This is a genomic window from Variovorax sp. Soil_C_17 (assembly GCF_057657265.1).
In genome coordinates this window covers 1,620,119-1,640,807 of the sequence record NZ_JBDGIT010000001.1, presented here as the reverse complement: position 1 = coordinate 1,640,807, position 20,689 = coordinate 1,620,119, and the positions used below count along the sequence as shown (strand labels likewise).

Annotated in this window: 20 protein-coding genes; 13 read left to right on the top strand and 7 right to left on the bottom strand. The window is 68.1% G+C overall.

All coding sequences use genetic code 11. The features are described 5' to 3' along the window. Positions 1-14: 14 nt before the first annotated feature. The 5 genes from AC3A6Y_RS07950 (at position 15) to AC3A6Y_RS07930 (ending at position 6,653) form a co-directional block, all read left to right on the top strand. The gene (locus AC3A6Y_RS07950; protein WP_487867647.1) at positions 15-1,223 is read left to right on the top strand and encodes an acyl-CoA dehydrogenase family protein; all 1,209 of its coding nucleotides are present in this window, start codon (positions 15-17) and stop codon (positions 1,221-1,223) included. Between the two features lie 10 nt (positions 1,224-1,233). Further along, positions 1,234-2,385 carry an acyl-CoA dehydrogenase family protein gene (locus AC3A6Y_RS07945; RefSeq protein ID WP_487867646.1) on the top strand — a complete coding sequence of 384 codons (1,152 nt, stop codon included), beginning with the start codon at positions 1,234-1,236 and terminating at the stop codon, positions 2,383-2,385. 285 nt (positions 2,386-2,670) lie between these two features. After that, positions 2,671-4,611 carry an acyl-CoA synthetase gene (locus AC3A6Y_RS07940; protein ID WP_487867645.1) on the top strand — a complete coding sequence of 647 codons (1,941 nt, stop codon included), beginning with the start codon at positions 2,671-2,673 and terminating at the stop codon, positions 4,609-4,611. A 58-nt stretch (positions 4,612-4,669) separates the two neighbouring features. Then, the gene (locus AC3A6Y_RS07935) at positions 4,670-5,665 is read left to right on the top strand and encodes a Bug family tripartite tricarboxylate transporter substrate binding protein (protein ID WP_487867644.1); all 996 of its coding nucleotides are present in this window, start codon (positions 4,670-4,672) and stop codon (positions 5,663-5,665) included. Positions 5,666-5,675: 10 nt separating this feature from the next. Further along, positions 5,676-6,653 (top strand): NAD(P)H-dependent flavin oxidoreductase, encoded by a 978-nt coding sequence (locus AC3A6Y_RS07930; protein WP_487867643.1) that lies wholly within the window; start codon positions 5,676-5,678, stop codon positions 6,651-6,653. Between the two features lie 12 nt (positions 6,654-6,665). On the opposite strand, the gene AC3A6Y_RS07925 is transcribed toward AC3A6Y_RS07930, so the two are convergent. Further along, complete coding sequence (locus AC3A6Y_RS07925; RefSeq protein WP_487867642.1) at positions 6,666-7,244, bottom strand: TetR/AcrR family transcriptional regulator; 579 nt, start codon at positions 7,242-7,244, stop codon at positions 6,666-6,668. Positions 7,245-7,346: 102 nt separating this feature from the next. On the opposite strand from AC3A6Y_RS07925, the gene AC3A6Y_RS07920 reads away from it, so the two are divergent. Next, positions 7,347-8,513, top strand: coding sequence for an FAD-dependent oxidoreductase (locus tag AC3A6Y_RS07920; protein WP_487867641.1), 1,167 nt, complete (start codon positions 7,347-7,349; stop codon positions 8,511-8,513). Positions 8,514-8,526: 13 nt separating this feature from the next. Here AC3A6Y_RS07920 and AC3A6Y_RS07915 read toward each other — a convergent pair whose 3' ends face one another. Next, positions 8,527-9,471, bottom strand: a complete 945-nt coding sequence (locus tag AC3A6Y_RS07915) for a LysR family transcriptional regulator (RefSeq protein ID WP_487867640.1) — start codon at positions 9,469-9,471, stop codon at positions 8,527-8,529. A gap of 89 nt (positions 9,472-9,560) precedes the next feature. On the opposite strand from AC3A6Y_RS07915, the gene AC3A6Y_RS07910 reads away from it, so the two are divergent. The 7 genes from AC3A6Y_RS07910 to AC3A6Y_RS07880 all read left to right on the top strand — a co-directional run bounded on the left by AC3A6Y_RS07910 (position 9,561) and on the right by AC3A6Y_RS07880 (position 16,089). Continuing rightward, complete coding sequence (locus tag AC3A6Y_RS07910) at positions 9,561-10,304, top strand: dienelactone hydrolase family protein (protein ID WP_487867639.1); 744 nt, start codon at positions 9,561-9,563, stop codon at positions 10,302-10,304. 34 nt (positions 10,305-10,338) lie between these two features. Then, positions 10,339-10,917, top strand: a complete 579-nt coding sequence (locus AC3A6Y_RS07905; protein WP_487867638.1) for a cupin domain-containing protein — start codon at positions 10,339-10,341, stop codon at positions 10,915-10,917. Positions 10,918-10,955: 38 nt separating this feature from the next. Then, positions 10,956-12,338 carry an MFS transporter gene (locus tag AC3A6Y_RS07900; protein WP_487867637.1) on the top strand — a complete coding sequence of 461 codons (1,383 nt, stop codon included), beginning with the start codon at positions 10,956-10,958 and terminating at the stop codon, positions 12,336-12,338. After that, a complete protein-coding gene (locus AC3A6Y_RS07895; RefSeq protein WP_487867636.1) occupies positions 12,335-13,087 on the top strand; it encodes a fumarylacetoacetate hydrolase family protein in 753 nt (250 codons plus the stop codon). Before AC3A6Y_RS07900 ends, AC3A6Y_RS07895 begins: the two co-directional genes overlap by 4 nt. A gap of 79 nt (positions 13,088-13,166) precedes the next feature. Next, the gene (locus AC3A6Y_RS07890; protein WP_487867635.1) at positions 13,167-13,727 is read left to right on the top strand and encodes a TRAP transporter small permease; all 561 of its coding nucleotides are present in this window, start codon (positions 13,167-13,169) and stop codon (positions 13,725-13,727) included. Then, entirely contained in the window at positions 13,724-15,022 is a 1,299-nt protein-coding gene (locus AC3A6Y_RS07885) for a TRAP transporter large permease (protein ID WP_487867634.1), read from the top strand. Before AC3A6Y_RS07890 ends, AC3A6Y_RS07885 begins: the two co-directional genes overlap by 4 nt. Positions 15,023-15,054: 32 nt before the next feature. Beyond that, on the top strand, positions 15,055-16,089 hold the full coding sequence (locus AC3A6Y_RS07880) for a DctP family TRAP transporter solute-binding subunit (protein ID WP_487867633.1): 1,035 nt from the start codon (positions 15,055-15,057) through the stop codon (positions 16,087-16,089). Positions 16,090-16,154: 65 nt separating this feature from the next. Here AC3A6Y_RS07880 and AC3A6Y_RS07875 read toward each other — a convergent pair whose 3' ends face one another. From AC3A6Y_RS07875 to AC3A6Y_RS07855, 5 genes are all read right to left on the bottom strand, one after another. Next, positions 16,155-16,892, bottom strand: a complete 738-nt coding sequence (locus AC3A6Y_RS07875) for an amino acid ABC transporter ATP-binding protein (RefSeq protein ID WP_487867814.1) — start codon at positions 16,890-16,892, stop codon at positions 16,155-16,157. A 30-nt stretch (positions 16,893-16,922) separates the two neighbouring features. Next, positions 16,923-17,594 carry an amino acid ABC transporter permease gene (locus AC3A6Y_RS07870; protein ID WP_487867632.1) on the bottom strand — a complete coding sequence of 224 codons (672 nt, stop codon included), beginning with the start codon at positions 17,592-17,594 and terminating at the stop codon, positions 16,923-16,925. Between the two features lies 1 nt (position 17,595). Beyond that, entirely contained in the window at positions 17,596-18,321 is a 726-nt protein-coding gene (locus AC3A6Y_RS07865; RefSeq protein WP_487867631.1) for an amino acid ABC transporter permease, read from the bottom strand. Positions 18,322-18,419: 98 nt separating this feature from the next. After that, positions 18,420-19,322, bottom strand: coding sequence for a transporter substrate-binding domain-containing protein (locus AC3A6Y_RS07860; protein WP_487867630.1), 903 nt, complete (start codon positions 19,320-19,322; stop codon positions 18,420-18,422). A gap of 342 nt (positions 19,323-19,664) precedes the next feature. Next, positions 19,665-20,648: a LysR substrate-binding domain-containing protein gene (locus AC3A6Y_RS07855; RefSeq protein ID WP_487867629.1), complete on the bottom strand. Its 984-nt coding sequence runs from the start codon at positions 20,646-20,648 to the stop codon at positions 19,665-19,667. Positions 20,649-20,689 lie beyond the last annotated feature (41 nt).

The following is a 20,689-nucleotide window of genomic DNA, read 5'->3' as shown; positions in this document are numbered from 1 at the left end:
AGGAGACCGCTGTCATGGATCTCAACTTCACCCCTGAAGAGCAGGCCTTCCGCGACGAGGTGCGGACCTTCCTGGCCGAGAAGCTGCCCAAGCGCCTGTCCGACAAGGTGGCCCATGGCAAGCACCTGGGCAAGGCCGACATGGAGGAATGGCACGCCATCCTCAACGCGCGCGGCTGGCTCGCCAACCACTGGCCCGAGCAGTACGGCGGCCCGGGCTGGACCGCGGTGGAGAAGTTCATCTTCGAGAACGAATGCGCGCTGGCCCATGCGCCGCGCATCGTGCCCTTCGGCGTGAACATGCTGGGGCCGGTGCTGATCAAGTACGGCAACGAGGAGCAGAAGCGCCGCTGGCTCCCGCGCATCCTCGACGGCTCGGACTGGTGGTGCCAGGGCTATTCGGAGCCGGGCGCGGGCTCGGACCTCGCCTCGGTCAAGACCTCGGCCGTGCGCGGCGTGGATGCAGACGGCCCGCACTACATCGTCAACGGCCAGAAGACCTGGACCACGCTGGGCCAGCACGCCAACATGATCTTCTGCCTGGTGCGGACCAACCGGGAGGCGAAGAAGCAGGAGGGCATCAGCTTCCTGCTGATCGACATGAAGTCGCCCGGTGTCCAGGTGCGGCCGATCATCACGCTGGACGGCGACCACGAAGTCAACGAAGTCTTCTTTTCCGACGTGCGCGTGCCGGCCGAAAACCTGGTGGGCGAGGAGGACAAGGGCTGGACCTGCGCCAAGTATCTGCTGACCTACGAGCGCACCAACATCGCGGGCGTGGGCTTCTCGGTGGCGGCGATGGAGCAGCTCAAGGCCATCGCGGCGAAGCGGACGAAGAACGGAAAGCCGCTGTCGGAAGACCCGGCCTTCGCGGCGCGCATGGCGCGCGTCGAGATCGACCTGGAGAACATGAAGACCACCAACCTGCGCGTGATCGCGGCGGTGGCCGGCGGCGGCGTGCCGGGGGCCGAGAGCTCGATGCTCAAGATCCGCGGCACCGAGATCCGGCAGGAAATCTCTTCGCTGATCCGGCGCGCGATGGGGCCGTATGCGCGCCCCTACGTCGAGGCAGCGCTGGAGGAAGGCTTCAGCGGCGTGCCCTTCGGCCCGGCCGAGGCAGCGCCTGCGGCAGCCAAGTACTTCAACAACCGGAAGCTGTCGATCTTCGGCGGCTCCAACGAAATTCAAAAGAACATCATCTCCAAGATGATCCTCGGACTGTGAGGGCAAGACCATGAACTTCGAACACACCGAAGACCGGCGCATGCTCGCCGACAGCCTCAACCGCTTCATCGCCGAGCAGTACACCTTCGAGGCGCGCGACCGCATCGCGAAGTCGGAGCAGGGTTTCAGCACCAGGATCTGGGAGCAGTTCGCCGAGCTGGGCGTGATCGGCGCGCTCTTCCGCGAAGAGGATGGCGGCTTCGGCGGCGGCGGCTTCGACCTGGCCGTGGTCTTCGAGGCGCTGGGCCGCGGCCTGGTGGTCGAGCCGGTGCTGGGCGCGGTGATGGCCGGCGAAGCCATTGCCGCCGCGGGCAGCGACGCGCAGAAGGAACAGCTGGCCGGCATCATCGCGGGGAGCACCGTCGCGGCGCTGGCGCACGACGAGCCCGGCACGCACTACGAGCTCGCGCATGTGCAGACCCGCGCCGAGCGCAGCGGCGAGGGCTGGCTGCTCAACGGCGCCAAGGCCGTGGTGCCGCAGGGCGAGCAGGCGGACCTGTTCGTGGTCTCGGCCCGCACCGGCGGCGCGGACGACGACGAAGCCGGCGTTTCGCTCTTCCTCGTGCCGGCAAAGACCAAGGGGCTGTACGTGCGCGGCTGCCCCGCGATCGACGGCGGTCGCGTGGCCGAAGTCGTGTTCGACGGGCTGAAGCTGGAAGGCGCGGCACTGCTGGGCAGCGAAGGCCAGGGCTACCCGGCGCTGGAGCGCGCCGTCGGCCGCGGCCTGCTCGCCCTGTGCGCCGAAAGCCTGGGCGCGATGGAAGCGGCCAAGGCGGCGACGCTCGAATACCTGCGCACGCGCAAGCAATTCGGTCAGCTGATCGGCAGCTTCCAGGCCCTGCAGCACCGCATGGCCGACCTGTTGCTCGAGGTGGAGCAGGCGCGCTCGGCCGTGATCAATGCTGCCGCGGCGATCGACGGCGAGGACCGCGTGGCGCGCGAGCGCGCCCTCTCGGCCGCCAAGGCCAGCATCGGACGCATCGGCACGCTGGTGGCCGAGGAAAGCATCCAGATGCACGGCGGCATCGGCATGACCTGGGAGCTGCCCCTGGCCCACTTTGCCAAGCGGCTGGTGATGATCGACCACCAGCTCGGCGACGAGGACCATCATCTGCAGCGCTACGCGCAGCTTGGCCGCGCGCAGCCTGTCGAGAGCAGGTGAATACAACCGCGTTCACGAGCAGAACGACGCCCCCGCCAACAAGCAGAACGACGCCCCCTCACAAGGAGAACGACACCCCCGTTCACGAGGAGAACGACGACGCATCCGTTCACGAGCGGAAATGCGCATCCGTTCACGAACGGAAATACGCGCCCGTTCACGAACAGAACCACCCATCCGTTCACGAGCAACCAGAACAACCACTCCGTTCACGCTGAGCTTGTCGAAGCGCCGCGCACCGCTTCGACAAGCCCGGCCCGAACGGCTGGATATGGAGACAAGTCCATGAGCCGCACAAGCCAATCCCCGGCGCAGGCGCCCTTCAGCGCGCCCTTCCCCATCCGCAGCATCGAGGACGTGCGCCGGCTCGAAGCGAAGCCGCTGGCCGAGGTGCTGACGGTCCGCAGCACTTACGAGATCTTCCGCAACTCGGCCGCGGCCTTCGGCGACAAGACGGCCCTGACCTTCCTGCGCACCGGCGACCCGGCCGACGAGCCGATCCGCTGGTCCTATGCCCAGCTGCTGGCGGGCATCCACCAGACCGCGAACCTGCTGCACAAGCTGGGCGTCGGGCCCGAGGACGCGGTGGCGATCCTGCTGCCCGGCTGCCTCGACTACCACCTGGCGCTGTGGGGCGGCGCCGCGGCCGGCATCGCGCAGCCGCTCAATCCGCTGCTCACCGATGAAAAGCTGGTCTCGCTGATGACGGCCGGCCGCGCCAAGGTGCTGATCGCTTGGGGCGCGGACGACGATGCGGGCATGTGGTCCAAGGCGATGCGCCTGCGCGGCCAGGTGCCCACGCTCACCACGGTGCTGCGCGTGGCGCCGCACGACGAAGCGCCGGGCGCCGCGGGCGCGCTGCCCGAGGGCGTGCTCGACTTCGGCACGGAGCGCACCGCCCAGCCCGACGATTGCCTGGTGAGCGGCCGCGACATCCAGCCCGCCGACATCGCCGCCTACTTCCACACCGGGGGCACCACCGGCGCGCCCAAGCTGGCGCGCCACAGCCATGGCGCGCAGGTCTTCACCGCCTTCGCCAGCGTGAACATGACCGGCCAGGGGCCGGACGACATCACGATCAACGGCTACCCGCTGTTCCACGTGGCGGGCGTGCTGCCGGCCTCGCTGGCGTCGCTCTCGGCCGGGGTGGAGGTGATCATTCCCACCACCACCCTGCTGCGCAACAGGCAGGTGATGGCGAACTACTGGAAGCTGGTGCAAAAGCACCGCCCGACTTCCCTGTCGGCCGTGCCCACGGTGCTGGCCGCGCTGGCCAACGTGCCGCTGGCTGGCGCCGACATCTCCTCCATCCGATACTGCCGCACCGGCGCCGCGGTGCTGCCGCCGGAGCTGGCGGCGCGTTTCGAGCGGCTGTTCGGCCTGCACGTTCACGAGAGCCTGGGCATGACCGAGATGGCCGGCATCTCCACCATCACGCCACCTGGGGTGATCGGGCCGCCGAGCTGCGTGGGCCTGCGCCTGCCCTGGTCGCAGATCCGCATCGTGGCGCTCGACGCGCACGGCAATGCGAGCGATCGCGAGCTGCCGCCCGGCGAGCAGGGCATGGTGCTTTTCAAGTCGCCCAACCTGTTCTCGGGCTTCGTCGATCCGGCGGACAACGCGAAGGCCTTCACCGCCGACGGCTGGCTGGCCACCGGCGACCTGGGCTGGCTCGACACGCAAGAGCGCCTCAACCTCAGCGGCCGCTCCAAGGACCTGATCATCCGCAGCGGCCACAACATCGACCCCAAGACCATCGAGGACGCGCTGGGCGCGCACCCCGCGGTGCAGCTGTGCGCCGCCGTCGGCGCGCCCGATGCCTACGCGGGCGAGCTGCCGGTGGCCTTCGCCACGCTGGTGCCGGGCGCGAAGGCGAGCGCGGCCGAGCTGCTGGCCTTTGCCGCCGAGCGCGTGGACGAGGCGCCGGCCAAGCCCAAGTCGGTGGTGGTGATCGACCACATGCCGATGACCAATGTCGGCAAGATCTTCAAGCCCGATCTGCGCGCCCTCGCCGCCCGCCACGTGGCCGAGGCACTGGTCGAGGAGGCCTGGGCCGACCTCGACCTGCCCGGCGCCGCGCGGCCGACGGTGCAGGCGCAGGGAGAGAAGGCGCTCACGGTGACCATCGACGCTGCTGCGACGGGGCCGGCGGTGCAGGCGCTGCAGTCGCGGTTGCAGGAGGCCTTGGGAAAGCTGCCGCTCAAAGTGCAGGTGATCGTGCAGTAGCGCCGCCGCCGTTTCTCCCATGACGCCCCGAATTTCTTCATTCCCACAAGAGACATCCATGTTCCCTCGAGACCTGACTCGCCGCCGCTGGCTCTGTGCCACCGCCTCCATCCTCGCCCTCGGGGCCGCCCCACCCGCGCTCGCCCAGACCTACCCCGCCAAGCCGATCAAGATGGTCGTGCCCTTCGCCGCCGGCGGCGGCACCGACGTGCTGGCGCGCGTCATCGGCGAGAAGCTCGCGGCCGGCATGGGCCAGCCGGTGGTCATCGACAACAAGCCCGGCGCGGCCGGCATCATCGGCACCGACGCGGTGGCCAAGGCTGCGCCCGACGGCTACACGATCGTGATGTCGCTCTCGAACGCCCTGCTGACCAACCAGTTCCTCTACGAGAAGCTGCCCTACCACCCGGAGCGCGACCTGACCCTGGTCTACCAGGTGGCCATGGGCCCGCTGGTGCTGGTGACCCATCCCAGCGTGCCGGCCGGCAACGGCCCCGAGCTCCTGAAGTACGTGGCGGCCAACAAGGGCAAGCTGGCCTACGGCTCCTACGGGGTGGGCGCCTATCCGCATCTGGCCGGCGCGCACATGAGCGCGACGCAGAACGCCGACATGAACCACGTCGCCTACAAGGGCGAGGCGCCGATGATCGCGGACCTGATCGGCGGCCAGATCCAGATGGCCTACGCCAGCTCGCTGCAGGCCAAGCCGCAGATCGAGGCCGGCAAGCTCAAGGCCATCGGCGTGACCGGCGAGCGCCGCATCTCCTCGCTGCCCAACGTGCCCACGCTGGCCGAGCAGGGGCTGAAGGACGAGGCCTATCGCATCACCGGCTGGCTCGCCATCGCGGTGCCGGCGAAGACGCCGGAGCCCATCGTCAAGCGCCTGGCCGACGAGATCCGCAAGGCCACCCAGCAGCCCGACGTGCAGCAGAAGGTGGCGGCCATGGGCTTCGAGCTGAAGGACAGCTCGCCGGAAGCCTTCGCCGCCGAGTACAAGAAGGAGCGGCCGGTGTGGGAGCGGCTGATCAAGCAATCCGGCGCCAAGCTCGAATGAGGACGAAGGCATGAAGACCCGCATCACCGAGCTGCTCGGCGTTCGCTACCCCATCATCCAGGGCGGCATGCAATGGGTGGGCCGCGCCGAGCTGGCGGCCGCAGTGTCGAACGCCGGCGGCCTGGGCATCCTCACGGCGCTGACGCAGCAGACGCCCGATGCACTGCGCGACGAGATCGCCCGCACGCGGACGCTGACGGACCAGCCCTTCGGAGTGAACCTCACGATCCTCCCGGCCGTGAAGCCGCCGCCCTATGCGGAGTACGTGAAGGCCATCCTCGACGGGGGCATCCGCATCGTCGAGACGGCCGGGAACAGCCCGCGCGACTTCATCGACCAGTTCAAGGCCCAGGGCGTGAAGATCGTGCACAAGTGCACCACGGTGCGCCATGCGCTGTCGGCCGAGCGCAATGGCGTGGACGCGGTCTCCATCGACGGCTTCGAATGCGCCGGCCACCCGGGCGAGGACGACGTGCCCGGCCTCGTGCTGCTGCCGATCGCGGCGCGCGCGCTGCGCATCCCGATCATCGCCTCGGGCGGCATCGCCGACGGGCGCGGCATGGCGGCAGCGCTGGCGCTGGGTGCCGAGGGCGTGAACATGGGCACGCGCTTCTGCGTCACGCAGGAGGCGCCGATCCACTACAACATCAAGCAGGCGCTGGTGGCGGCCTCGGAGCGCGACACCAAGCTGATGTTCCGTACCCTGAAGAACACGGCGCGTGTGTTCCGCAACGCCATCTCGGAAGAAGTGGTGGCCACCGAAAACCGCCCCGGCGGCTGCCAGTTCGAGGACATCCGCCCACTGGTCGCCGGCGTGCGCGGCCGCGCGGCGCTGGAGGCCGGCGAGGTCAACGGCGGCGTGATCTCGGCCGGCCAATGCATCGGGCTGATCGACGACGTGCCGACCTGCGCCGAGCTGATCGAGCGCATGGTGCGCGAATGCCGCGAGCACCTGGATCGGGCGCGCGGGTACTTCGACTCGCCTTGAACCGGCGCCGGCTCAGGCGTCGAACAGATAGGACTGCACGGTCGCACCGATGCGCCGGACGATCTCCGGGCGCTTGAGCGCGACCACCGGCGGCAGCTTCAGCACATAGCGGCACAGGGCAAGGCCCAGCACCTGGCTGGCGATCAAGCCTGCACGCGCGGCGGCGCCGGCGCGCGAGTCGCCGCTCAGGCGCGCGATCAGGGGCGCCATCTGCGACGAGAACAGCGCCTGCATGCGCGCGGCGGCGGCCTCGTTGGTCGAGGCCGTGCGCAGCAACGCCATCAGCGTCTCGTCGTCCTCCCACCGATCCAGGAAGTGCGCCACCAGCGCGGCACCCAGCGCATCGCGCGGGACGCCGGCCAGATCCGGCAGGCGCAGGTCGAAATCGGCCGCCGCGGCAAACAGCCCTTCCTTGTTGCCGAAGTAGCGCATCACCATCGCGGGATCGATCTCGGCTGCGTTCGCAACGGCGCGGATGGTGGTGGCCTGGTAGCCGAGAGCCGCGAACTGGGCGCGCGCGGCCGCGAGGATGGTCGCCTTGGTCGCGTCGGAGCGCCGGGCGGGAGGGACGATGGGGTCGGGTTCAGCCATGTCAACAAGTATAGGCCAACAGTTGTTGACAAACGGATCGGTCTTGCCCAGAATTGCCAACACGTGTTGACCAACACTTGTTGACTTTACAGGAGACCCCTCATGTCCGACCCCCGCAACCCCTCGACTTCCTCCTTCGACACCGACGTGCTGATCGTCGGCGCAGGCCCCGCCGGCCTCACGCTGGCGACCGCGCTCGCCGCACGCGGCGCGAATTTCATGCTGATCGACCGGCAGGCGGAGGGTGCCAACACGTCGCGCGCCGCGGTGGTCCATGCCCATACGCTGGAAGCGCTCGAGCCGCTGCAGGTCGCGGACCGGCTGGTCGAGCGCGGCGTGCCGGCGCGGCGCTTCACGATCCGCGACCGCGACCGCGTGCTGGTGCCCATCGGCTTCGAGCACCTGCCGACGCGCTATCCCTACACGCTGATGGTTTCGCAGGCGGTCACCGAAAGCGTGCTGCTCGAGCGGTTGCGCGAGCTCGGCGGCCAGGTGCTGCGTCCATGCGTGCTGACCGACCTGCGCCAGGACGCCACGGGCGTCACCGCCACACTCGACGACGGCCGGCAAGTGCGGGCGCGTTACGCGGTCGGCACCGACGGGATGCACAGCACGGTGCGCGAGCGCGCGGGTATCGGCTTCACGGGCGGCAGCTACGGCGAGTCCTTCCTGCTGGCCGATGTGCGCCTGACGGGCGGGGTGCCGCACGACGAGGTGATCCTCTATTTCTCGCCCGCGGGCATGGTCGTCGTGGCGCCGCTGCCGGGCGGTGCGCACCGCATCGTCGCGACGGTGGCGAATGCGCCGGAGCACCCTGACGCCGGCTACCTGCAGGCCCTGCTGGACGCGCGCGGCCCCGCGAGCGAGCGAGCGGTGGTCCGCCAGGTGCTCTGGGGTTCGCGCTTCAGGGTTCATCACCGGCTGGCCGATGCCTACCGCGCGGGGCGCGTGCTGCTGGCCGGCGATGCCGCGCATGTGCACAGCCCGGCCGGCGGCCAGGGCATGAACGTCGGCATCGTCGATGCGATCACTCTGGCCGATGCATTGAGCCAGGCACTGGCAGGCAACGAAGCCGCGCTGGATGCCTACGGCACGATGCGGCGCCCGGTTGCGGGCCAGGTGATCGCGCTGGCCGATCGCCTCACGCGCATGGCGACGGCCCGGCCCGGCTTGCGCGCGGCGCGCAACCTTCTGCTGCGCACGCTGTCGCGCCTGCCGATGGTCCGCCGGCAGCTCGCGTGGCGGCTCTCGGGCCTGGTCTACCGATAAGGATCGGCCGGGCTCAGTCGGCGGCCTGCCTGAAGCCCTGCGGGCCGGTTTCGAACACCTCCTGCATCGCCCGCGGCAGCAGCGCCCGCAGCCAGCGCGATGCCGCATCGTCATGGAAGCGCTCGTGCCAGAACTGCTCGATCAGCAGCTTCGGCAGACGGATCGGCAGCGGATGCACGCGCACCGCCGCCACCGGCAGCATCAGCTCCGCGAGCGGACGGGGGATGGTGGCGATCATGTCGCTGGCCGCCACGATGGTCGGCAAGGCGAGGAAGTGCGGCACGCGCGCACCGATGGCATCGAGCAGCCCCATGCGCTGCAGCGCGGCCTCGACGGCGTGGTGCCCGGTGCCCTGGGCCTGGGCCACGGCGTGGCGCTCGCGCGTGAAGTCCTGCAGCTTCATCCGCTCGCGAATGCGCGGGTGGGTGGCACTGGCGATGCACACGTACTCGCTGCGAAAGAAGGACTTGTGCAGCAGGCTCGCGCGTAGCGCGGGGCTGAAGCCGATGGCCACGTCGGCAGCCCCGTCGCGCAGCGCGCCGACGACGGATTCGGTGGGCAGCTGGATGGCCCGAAAGCCCACCGCAGGCGCCTCGCGCCGGCACAGCCCGAGGATGCGCGGAAGGATGATCGCTTCGGCAATGTCCGTCATCACGATCGTGAACTCGCGGCGGCTCGACGCGGGGTCGAATTCGCCGCGGATGTCGAGCCCTTGCTCGAGCAGGGCCAGGGCTTGGCTGATGCGGCGCGCGATGGTCTCGGCCAGCGGCGTGGGCATGACGCCGCCCGGGCAGCGCACGAAGATGCGATCGCCGAAATGCGCACGCAGATCCCGCAAGGCATGGCTGACCGTGGGCTGCGAGACACCCAGCGCCTCGGCCGCGCGCGAGACGTTGCGGCATTCCCAGATGGCGCGGAAGACACGAAGACGGTTGAGGTCGAGCGCCTGCTTATTCATTCAACGAATAGTACAGACTAAACCATTCGCATTGCGTGGCGAGGGGTCTGGAACGAATACTTGCCGCAACGAAATCCGGAACCGAGACCATGAGCCCCACTCCCCTGCAACAGCACGTCCTCCTGCAGGAAGACGCACGCGAAAGATTCGCGATCCACGTTCATCAACCCGAGCTCGCCGACGCGACCCACGCAGTGGTGCTGCTCCCTGCCATTGCCGGCGTGAACGCGTATGTCGCGGGGCGCGCCGCACAGCTCGCGCGCGCCGGCTACCTGGTCGCCGCGCTCGACTATTTCAGCCGCAGCGCGTCGCAGCCGGACCTGTCCACGCCCGAGCGCATCGATGCCGCCGTGGCGGCTGTCGATGACCATCGCGTGCTGGCCGACGTCCGCCATGTGCTCGGCTGGCTCGGCGAACGCGGCATCGATCGCCGGCACGCAGGCGTGCTGGGCTTTTGCATCGGCGGCAGCTATGCCGTGCTCGCAGCCAGCGAGGCGGACGGGCCGGCCTGCGCGGTCGCGTATTACGGGCAGCTGCGCCGCTCGCGCCCTAAAGCGGCGGACCCCATCGGCGTGGCTGCGCGCCTGCAGGCGCCGCTGCTGGGGCACTTCGGCGACATGGACAGGCTGATCGACAAGCACGAGCTGGCCGACTTCTCGGCGCAGCTGCGCGAAGCCCAGCGGCACCACGAGATCCACACCTATGCAGGCGCACCCCACGCGTTCGACGAATGGTTCCGGCCTGCCGTCTTCCGCCCGGTCGCCGCTGCCGAGGCCTGGAGAAGAAGCCTGGTCTTCCTCGACTGGCATCTGCGCGGACGCCTGCCCGATTGACGCATTTTTTTAGCAACCCCCAGGAGACACATTCATGAGCGCACAACTCGACACCGAAGCCCACGCCCCGGAGACCACGTCGACCGTCGATCGCACCGAGTGGGCACGGTTCATGACCGATGACGAGTACTACCCCTTCCTCGTCAAGAAGAACCTGCGCGCGGCCATCTGGCGCTGGAACGATCTCGAGCCCCGTCTGGAGCAGGTGCTGCGCGACCCCCTGCGCCGCGCCGATCGCCGCTTCATCGCGCTGGTCAACAGCGACACCGGCGAAGCGGGCGGGGTGTTCCCGTCGATCTTTCTCGGCATCCAGATCTTCGGCCCCGGCGAACACATCGTCGCCCACCGGCACAACTCCTACGCCCTCTATCACATCATCCAGGGCGAGGGCTATTCGGTGCTGGACGGCCAGCGCTTCGACTGGAAGCGCGGCGACACTTTCGGCTGCCCGCCGATGGCCAGCCACGAGCACATCAACACCGGCAGCGAGCCGGCCATCCAGTACGTCATCCAGGACATGCCGGCGCGTGCGATGGACCGCAACCTGATCTGGGAGGAGCCCATCGGCCGCACCTTCCACATGGTCGAGGGCAAGGCGCCTCACCAGGACTGATCGCTGCCCGGTCCCGACACATACACACGGAGCACAAGATGTCCTCGACTCCTTCCGTCGATGCAGCGACGGCAATCGACCAGGCGCCCTTCGGCCGCGCCCAGAAACGTATCGTCTTCCTCTGCGCATTGATCGCCATGCTGGACGGCTTCGACACCCAGGTGGTTGCCTTCGTGGCGCCGGTGCTGGCCGCCCAATGGGGCCTGCCGGTCTCGTCCTTCGGCCCGGTGTTCGGCGCGGGGCTGGCCGGGCTGATGCTCGGCGCGCTGGTCTTCGGCCCGGCAGCGGATCGCTTCGGGCGCCGCCGCGTGATCATGGCCACGACCGCCATCTTCGGTGCCTTCACCCTGCTGACGCCCTGGGCGGATTCGCTCACGACGCTGCTGATCCTGCGGCTGCTGACGGGCCTCGGCCTGGGCGGCGCCATGCCCAACATCATTGCGCTGACCGCCGAGTACGCACCGGCGCGCTCGCGCGCCACGCTGATCAGCCTGATGTTCTGCGGCTTCCCGCTGGGCGCCGTGCTCGGCGGCTTCCTGGCGGCGCGGATGATCCCCTCGCTCGGATGGGAGTCGACCTTCTGGCTGGGCGGCGCGCTGCCGTTGCTGCTGCTGCCCGCGCTCTTCGTCTGGCTGCCGGAGTCGATCCGGCTGCTGGCCGCGCGGCGGACGCCCGAGGCCACGCTGCGGGCGCTGCTGGTCCCGATCCTCGGCGCCGGACGCGCGGCGCAGGTGCATTTCAACAGGAGCGAGGCGCAGGCGCAGCCGCAGAAAGGCATGAGCGTGCTGCAGCTCTTCGGCGGCCTGCGCACGGCGCAGACCCTGCTGCTGTGGGCGGTGTTCTTCATGAACCTGCTGGTGCTGTACTTCCTGGTGAACTGGCTGCCTGCCCTGCTGCGGCAGGCCGGCGTGCCGCTGGACAAGGCCATCGTGTCCACGGCACTGCTCAATCTCGGCGGCATTGCGGGCGCCCTGGTGTTCGCGCGGCTGATCGATCGGCTGGGCCCGTACCGGGTGCTCCTTGCCGCGTACGCCGCGGCAGGCGTGGCGACCTTCGCCATCGGCCGCATGACGCAGGCGGAGTTTCCCGCGCTGATGGCGATGGTCTTCGTCGCCGGCTTCTGCGTGATCGGCGCCCAGATCAGCATCAACGCGCTGGCATCCGGCCTCTATGACACCGAGATTCGCTCGACCGGCGTGGGCTGGGCCCTGGGCGTGGGGCGGGCGGGCTCGATCGTCGGGCCGGTGGTGGGCGGCCTGTTGGTCGGCACCGGCGTGGCCCTCGAATCCCTCTTCGCCGTGGCCGCGCTCCCGGCGTGGATGGCCGCAGTCGCGGTCGCGCTGCTGGCTCGCCGAACGATGCGCCGCCGCGAAGCGGTGCCCGGCGCGGGCGCGCGCCGGGCGGCGGGAGCGCTCGAATGAGCGCCCATGTGCTGCCCCCTCCGCCCGCGACGGCCGTGCCCGTTGCAGGCAGCGGCCTGCTCTTTCCGGTGCGCCGTGTCTACTGCGTCGGGCGCAACTACGCGGCGCATGCCCGCGAGATGGGCTTCTCGGATCGCGAGCCGCCCTTCTTCTTCTGCAAGCCCACGGACGCCATCGTGCCGGTCCGCGAAGGCACCACGACCGAGATCCCCTATCCCGCCCGCACCACGGACTTCCAGCACGAGATCGAGCTCGTCGTCGCCATCGGCAGGCACGGCAGCGGCATTCCGGTGCGCGACGCGCTCGATCACGTCTTCGGCTACGCGGTGGGTCTGGACATGACTCGGCGCGACCTTCAGATCCGGATGCGGGAGCAAGGCAGGCCGTGGGAAATCGGAAAGTCCTTCGACGGCTCGGCACTGCTCGGCGAACTCCGGCCCGCCGCCACCATCGGCCACCCCGAGCGCGGGCGCATCCGGCTCGACGTGGACGGCCGGACACGCCAGGACAGCGATATCGACCAGTTGATCTGGAATGCCGCGGAAACGATCGCGCATCTGTCGGGCTGGTTCGAGCTGCATCCGGGCGACCTCATCTACACGGGAACGCCGGCCGGCGTCGGCCCCGTGCAAGCCGGACAGACGATGATCGGCGCGATCGAAGGACTGGGCGAGCTCCGGGTGCACGTCGGCGTCGGGCCGCAGAATGCGGCCACCGGGCACGCGGCCGTGAGCTCGGAACGCGGCTAAGGAAAGCCCCCATAGGGGAACCGTTATCGATCGTTACGATCGGAGCTTGCCGAATCCCGGCCGCTGCGTCGTTTCCCGAATGTCTTCTCTCCCCGAGTCCGGCCCCACGCTGGACGCCGCCAGCCCCCTGCCCCCCGAGATCGAAGCCGCTGCCGAGCCCACCCGCGTGCCCCTGGCCATCGAGGACTGGGCCACGGTGATCATCATGGGCCTCCTGGCCTGCATCACCTTCGCCAACGTGCTGGTGCGCTATTTCACCGATTCCTCCTTCGCCTGGACCGAGGAGTTCTCGGTGTTCCTGATGATCCTGCTGGCGATGGTCGCGGGCTCCGCCGCAGTGGCGCGCGACCGCCACATCCGCATCGAGTACTTCGCGGAAAGCGGCTCCAGGGGCCGGCGCACGCGGCTCGCGCAGTTCGGCGCGCTGATGGTGGCCGCGCTCTTCTTCCTGATCGCCGCACTGAGCTTGCGCGTGGTGTGGGACGACTACCGCTTCGAAGAAACTTCGCCGGGCATCGGCGTGCCGCAGTGGTGGTACTCCGTCTGGCTGCCGATCGTCTGCTTCGCGATCGGGCTGCGCGCGGTGGGCCTGTTCATCCGGCGCAGCCGCGAGGGGCGCGCCGAGGGCGCGGGCGAATGATCCCGGCGCTCCTCTTCGCCGCCTTCATCCTGATGATGCTGGTCGGCGTGCCGATCGGCGCCGCGTTGGGCCTCGCGGGCGCGGTCGCCATCGGGCTGGCCAATGCCGAGGCCCAGTGGTTCGGCCTGCTGGCGGTGCCGCAGAACTTCTATGCCGGCCTGGGCAAGTACCCGCTGCTGGCGGTTCCCATGTTCGTGCTGGTGGGCTCGATCTTCGACCGCTCGGGCGTGGCGCTGCGCCTGGTCAACTTCGCGGTGGCGATCGTCGGGCGCGGGCCCGGCATGCTGCCGCTGGTGGCGATCGTGGTGGCGATGTTCCTCGGCGGCATCTCGGGTTCGGGCCCGGCCAACGCAGCGGCGGTGGGCGCGGTGATGATCGGCGCGATGTCGCGCGCGGGCTATCCGGCCGCCTACTCGGCCAGCGTGGTGGGCGCTGCCGCCGCCACCGACATCCTGATCCCGCCCTCGGTGGCCTTCATCGTCTACTCGGTGCTGGTGCCGGGGGCTTCCGTGCCGGCGCTGTTCGCCGCCGGAATGGTGCCGGGCGTGCTCGCAGGCCTGGCGCTGATCGTGCCGGCCGTCTGGATGGCGCGCAGGCACCGCATGGGCACGCTCGAGGCCTCGCTGCTGCACCCGCCCTTCTGGAAGAGTTTGCGCGACGCGATCTGGGGCTTGGCGGCGCCGGTGCTCATCCTGGGCGGCATGCGCGCCGGCTGGTTCACGCCCACCGAGGCGGCGGTGGTCGCGGTGTTCTACGGCCTCTTCGTCGGGATGGCGGTGCATCGCACGATCCGCGTGCGCGACCTGTTCGTCATCCTGCGCGAATCGGGGGAACTCTCGGCAGTGATCCTGCTGGTGGTGTCGCTCGCGGGCATCTTTGCCTATTCGCTGTCGACGCTGGGCGTGATCGATCCGGTGACGCGCGCGATCGTGAATTCCGGGCTGGGCGAGTACGGCGTGCTGTCGCTGCTGATCCTGCTGCTCATCACGGTGGGCATGTTCCTCGACGGCGTGTCGATCTTCCTGATCTTCGTGCCGCTCTTGTGGCCGATCGTGCAGCACTACAAGTGGGACCCGGTGTGGTTCGGCGTGATCCTCACGCTCAAGGTGGCGCTCGGCCAGTTCACGCCGCCGCTGGCGGTCAACCTGATGGTGTCCTGCCGCATCGCCGGCGTGCGCATGGAAGAGACCGTGCGCTGGGTGGGCTGGATGCTGTTCGCGATGTTCCTGGTGATGGTGGCCGTGATCGCGTGGCCGCAGCTTGCGCTGTGGCTGCCGCATGCGCTGGGCTATTGATTTTCTTGCTTCGTTCCAAAGGAGACACACCCATGAAATTCCGTCGTTCCCTGCTCGGCCTTCTGGCCGTCGCTGCCACGCTGGGCAGCTTCTCGGGCGCCGCATCCGCACAGACCTACAAGCCCGAGTACAAGATGTCGCTGGTGGTCGGCACCGCCTTCCCCTGGGGCAAGGGCGGAGAGATCTGGGCCAACCTGGTTCGAGAGCGCACGCAAGGCCGCATCAACATCAAGCTCTATCCGGGCGTCTCGCTGATCCAGGGCGACCAGACGCGCGAGTTCAGCGCGCTGCGCCAGGGCGTGATCGACATGGCCATCGGCTCGACCATCAACTGGTCGCCCCAGGTCAAGCAGCTCAACCTGTTCTCGCTGCCCTTCCTGATGCCCGACTATGCGGCAGTGGATGCGCTGACGCAGGGCCAGGTCGGCAAGGAGATCTTCGCGACGCTCGAGAAGTCGGGCGTGGTGCCGCTGGCATGGGGGGAGAACGGCTATCGCGAGCTCACCAATTCCAAGCGACCCATCAAGACGCCGGAGGACCTGAAGGGCCTGAAGATCCGCGTGGTGGGATCGCCGCTCTTCGTCGACACCTTCACAGCGCTGGGCGCCAACCCGACGCAGATGAGCTGGGCCGACGCGCAGCCGGCCTTCGCCAGCGGCGCAGTCGACGGGCAGGAGAACCCGATGTCGATCTATACCGCGGCCAAGCTGCACACCGTGGGCCAGAAGAACGTCACGATGTGGGGCTACGTGGCCGATCCGCTGGTGTTCGTGGTCAACAAGGAAGTCTGGAATTCGTGGACGCCGGCCGACCAGGCGATCGTGCGCCAGGCCGCGATCGATGCAGGCAAGGAAGAGATCGCGATCGCCCGCAAAGGCCTCGTCGAGGCCGACCAGCCACTGCTCAAGGACATTGCGGCGCTCGGCGTCACCATCACCCGGCTGTCGCCTGCCGAGCGCGAGGCCTTCGTGAAGGCGACGCGGCCCGTGTATGCGAAGTGGAAGCCGCAGATCGGTGCGGAGCTGGTGACGAAAGCCGAGCAGGCGATTGCCGCTCGCAAGAAGTAGCGCAAAGAAAAGCCTAAAAGCAAAAAGCCCCGCACAGCGGGGCTTTTTGCCGAAGAACGCCGGGCTCAGTGCTGCAGGATCTTGTTGAGAAAGTCCCGCGTCCGTGCCTGCCGGTTCTCCGGATGCGCGAAGAATTCGTCCTTCGAGCAGTCTTCCAGGATGCGGCCGCCCACGTCGATGAAGATCACCCGGCTCGCCACCTTGCGCGCGAAGCCCATCTCGTGCGTGACCACCATCATGGTCATGCCTTCCTTGGCCAGCGCCACCATCACGTCCAGCACCTCGCCCACCATCTCCGGGTCGAGCGCAGAGGTGGGCTCGTCGAACAGCATCACGATCGGGTCCATGCTGAGCGCGCGGGCGATGGCCACGCGCTGCTGCTGACCGCCCGAGAGCTGGCCCGGGAACTTGTCCTTGTGCGCCATCAGTCCCACGCGGTCGAGCATCTTCAGGCCGCGCACCTTGGCCTCGTCCTGCGAGCGGCCCAGCACCTTGATCTGTGCAATGGTGAGGTTCTCCGTCACCGACAGATGCGGGAACAGCTCGAAATGCTGGAACACCATGCCCACCCTGGAGCGCAGCTTCGGCAGGTTGGTCTTGGGGTCGTGCAGCGGCGTGCCGTCGACGGTGATCTCGCCCTTCTGGAAGGGCTCGAGCGCGTTCACCGTCTTGATCAGCGTGGACTTGCCCGAGCCCGAGGGCCCGCACACCACCACCACATCGCCCTTGGCGATGCTGACGGAGCAGTCGTTGAGCACCTGCACCGGGCCGTACCACTTGGAGACGTTCTTGATTTCAATCATTTTGTCGGCCATGACTTTGCCTTTCGGTGTTCAGCGGATGATGGCGATCTTCTTGTGAAGACGCTTGACGAGATAGGACAGCGCATAGCAGATGACGAAGTAAAGCACCGCCGCCAGCAGGTAGGACTCGATGGGCCGCCCGAAATTCTTGCCGGCCGTCTCGAAGCCCTTCAACAGGTCGTAGGCGCCGATGGCATACACCAGCGAGGTGTCCTGGAACAGGATGATGGTCTGGGTCAGCAGCACCGGCAGCATGTTGCGGAAGGCCTGCGGCAGGATCACCAGCGTCATGTTCTGCTTGTAGGTCATGCCCACCGCCTGTCCGGCGAAGACCTGGCCGCGCGGAATCGACTGGATGCCCGCGCGCATGATCTCGCTGAAGTACGCAGCCTCGAAGGCCACGAAGGTGATGATGGCCGAGACCTCGGCGCCGATGGGACGGCCGATGATGAAGGGCACCAGCAGGAAGAACCACAGGATCACCATCACCAGCGGAATGCTGCGCATGCCGTTGACGTAGATCGCGGCGGGTGCGTCCAGCCACTTCTTGCCCGACAGCCGCATCAGCGCCAGCAGGGTGCCGAAGAGAATGCCGCCCAGCGTCGCGACGACGGTGAGGAACAGACTGAAGTACAGGCCCTTCAGCAGGAAGCCGGTGATGACGTCCCAGTTGTAGAAGGAGAAGTCGAGGTTTGCGAGCATCTCAGTGTCCTCCCCCGCCGGCCTGGGCAATGAAGCCCGGCACCCGCGTCCGCTTCTCGATCGAGGCCATGATGCGGTTGATCGCGAAGGCCGAGATGACGTAGAGCACCGTCACGGCCAGGTACATCTCCATCGGCCGGGCGGTCTCTTCGCCGGCCTGCATCGCGAACTGCGTCATCTCGGCGATCGACACCGCGAAGGCCACCGACGAGTTCTTGAAGATGTTCATCGACTCGCTGGTGAGCGGCGGAATGATGATGCGGTAGGCCATCGGCAGCAGCACGTAGCGGTAGTACTGCGGCGTGGTGAAGCCCACCGCCATGCCGGCGTAGCGCTGCCCCCGCGGCAAGGCCTGGATGCCGGAGCGCAGCTGCTCCGCGATCCGCGCCGAGGTGAAGAAGCCCAGGGCCAGCACCACCAGCACGAAGGGCGGCACCTCGCGCATGACCGGGAACAGCGCCGGCACCACGTGGTACCAGAGGAAGATCTGGACCAGGAGCGGAATGTTGCGGAACAGCTCGACCCAGGCATTGCCGGCGCGCACCCAGCCCGGGCTGTTGGGCAGCGTGCGGATCATGCCGACGATGGAGCCGAGAACCAGCGCAACGACCAGCGCCGAAAGGGCCACGGACACCGTCCAGCCCCATGCGGAGAGCAGCCATTGCCAATACGTCGGGTCCTTGCCCCCCGGGTCCTGCAGGAAGACCTGCCAATCCCAACTTCCCATCGGGACCTCCTCAGTCGTTGTTGCTTGAAGAAGAAAAAGAAAACCTGAAAACAAACGCCCGCCGCAAAGGGCGGGCGTTTCGACTCAGCCCACGAGCATCACTTCTTGACGTAGTCTTCCATCGGCTTGTCGTTGGGGGCCGCCCACGCGGCCTTGGTGGCTTCGGACAGCGGCAGGCCGACCTTGGTGTTGGTCGGCGGGATCGGCTGCATGAACCACTTGTCGTACAGCTTGGCCAGCGAGCCGTCCTTGATCTGGTTCTTGATGCTGTCGTCGACCGCCTTCTTGAAGGCCGGGTCGTCCTTGCGCATCATGCAGGCGATGGGCTCGACCGACAACGCCTCGCCGACGACCTTGAAGCCGGCCGGATTCTTGGACTTGGAGATGTTGCCGGCCAGGATCTGGCCATCCATCACGAAGGCATCGGCACGGCCCGATTCGAGCAGCAGGAAGCTGTCGGCGTGGTCCTTGCCCATGACTTCCTTGAAGTCGATGCCCTGGGCGCGCTCGTTCTTGCGCAGGGTCTGCACGGAGGTCGTGCCGGTGGTGGTGGCCACGCTCTTGCCGTTGAGGTCGGCAACCTTGGTGATGCCGGAGTCGGCCTTGACGGCGATGCGCACTTCCTCGACGTAGGTGGTGACCGCGAAGGCCACGTCCTTCTGGCGGGTGGCGTTGTTGGTGGTCGAGCCGCATTCCAGATCGACGGTGCCGTTCTGCACCAGGGGAATGCGGTTCTGCGAGGTGACCAGTTGCTCCTTCACTTCCAGCTTGGGAAGGCCCAGCTGCTTCTGGATGTCGCTCAGGATCTTGCGTGCCATCTCGGTGTGGAAGCCGACGTACTTGCCGTCGCCGATGGTGTAGGCCAGCGCGCCGGACGAGTCGCGCACCCCCATCGTGACCGTGCCGCTGGCCTTGATCTTGGCCAGGGTGTCATTGGCCTGCGCCAGTGCGCCCCCTGCAGCGAGCGCCATCACGGCCAGCGCCAATACTTGCTTCTTCATAAGGAAAACTCCTGTGACTGAGAGATACACAAATTCTAGACACCCGCATTCTGCGGCATACCCGGGCCAACCCGGTGCGCCGCGCACCGCCTGCGACCATGCGGAGTGTGCAGCAGTTCCGATGCGGTGCGCGGTGTTGCAAAGCGCTTCACGTGATCCGCTGTAGCAGCCTTTGTGCCCGAAAAAAAACACGCGCATGGCGCGTGTTCTCCGAAGCCTCGACAGCAGAAAACGTGCGCCCAGAATGTAGGCGCCATGCGGGCCCGGAGGCAAATGCCCTTTGCGGCGGTCGGCATGCCGGCGCGTCATAGATTTGTGCAGCGCACAAAGAGCGGGTCTCGTTCACGCGGCGGGCTGGGTGCCGACGAGATAGGCCCACAACGCATCGGCCGTGCCCTTGTTGCCGCGCACCGGGGCGCCCTCGCCCTTGACGGAACGCGCGCCGGGCTTGCCTGGCGCCGAGGCCGCCGGCCGCTCGCGGTAGGCCCGGATCTCCATGGTGACCTCGAGCTTCTCGATCTCGGGCGGCAGCGCGCTCACCAGCGTGCGCGCCCGCACCTCCTTGCGCACCGCGCTCTGCGGCAGGAAGGCGATGCCGTGCCCTTCGAGCGCCATCACCTTGAGGCCCTCGGCCATGTCGGTCTCGTAGACGCGGTCGAGATGGATGGCGGTGTGCGATTCCTTCAGCAGCTGGTCGACCACGCGGCCCAGGTAGGCGCCGGGGGCATAGCCCAGGTAGGGCAGCGGCTGGCCGGGGCGGCCCGGCAGCCGGTAGCGCGGCGCGCCCTCGGCATCGGGCTTGACCCAGGGCGCGACCACTTCCTCGCCGAGGCTCACCATCTCGTAGCGGGTGGCGTCCAGCGGCAACGGCTGCGAGGGATGGTGGTAGGCGATCAGCAGGTCGCAGCTGCCTTCCACCAGGCGCAGCACGGCATCGTGCACGTTCAGGGCGATGAGCCGGCTCTTCAGCGGCCCGAACTGCTCGCGCAGGCTGGTGACCCAGGCCGGGAAGAAGGTGAAGGCCAGGGTGTGCGGCACCGCGACCTCGATCACGTCCTGCGCCGCAGCCGAATGGCCGCGCAGCATGGCGCGCGTGCTCTGCAGGGCCTGCAGCATCTCGATGGCCTGGCCGTAGAGCGTCTGGCCGGCGGGTGTGAGGCGGGTGGGATAGGAGCTGCGGTCGACCAGGTCGGTGCCGGCCCAGCCTTCGAGCGCCTGGATGCGGCGCGAGAAGGCCGGCTGGGTCACATGGCGCAGCTGGGCCGAGCGGCTGAAGCTGCGTGTCTCTGCAAGGCTGACGAAGTCCTCAAGCCACTTGGTTTCCATGAGCGGCGATTATGTCTGCGCCATGACGAGCCGCCCCTCGG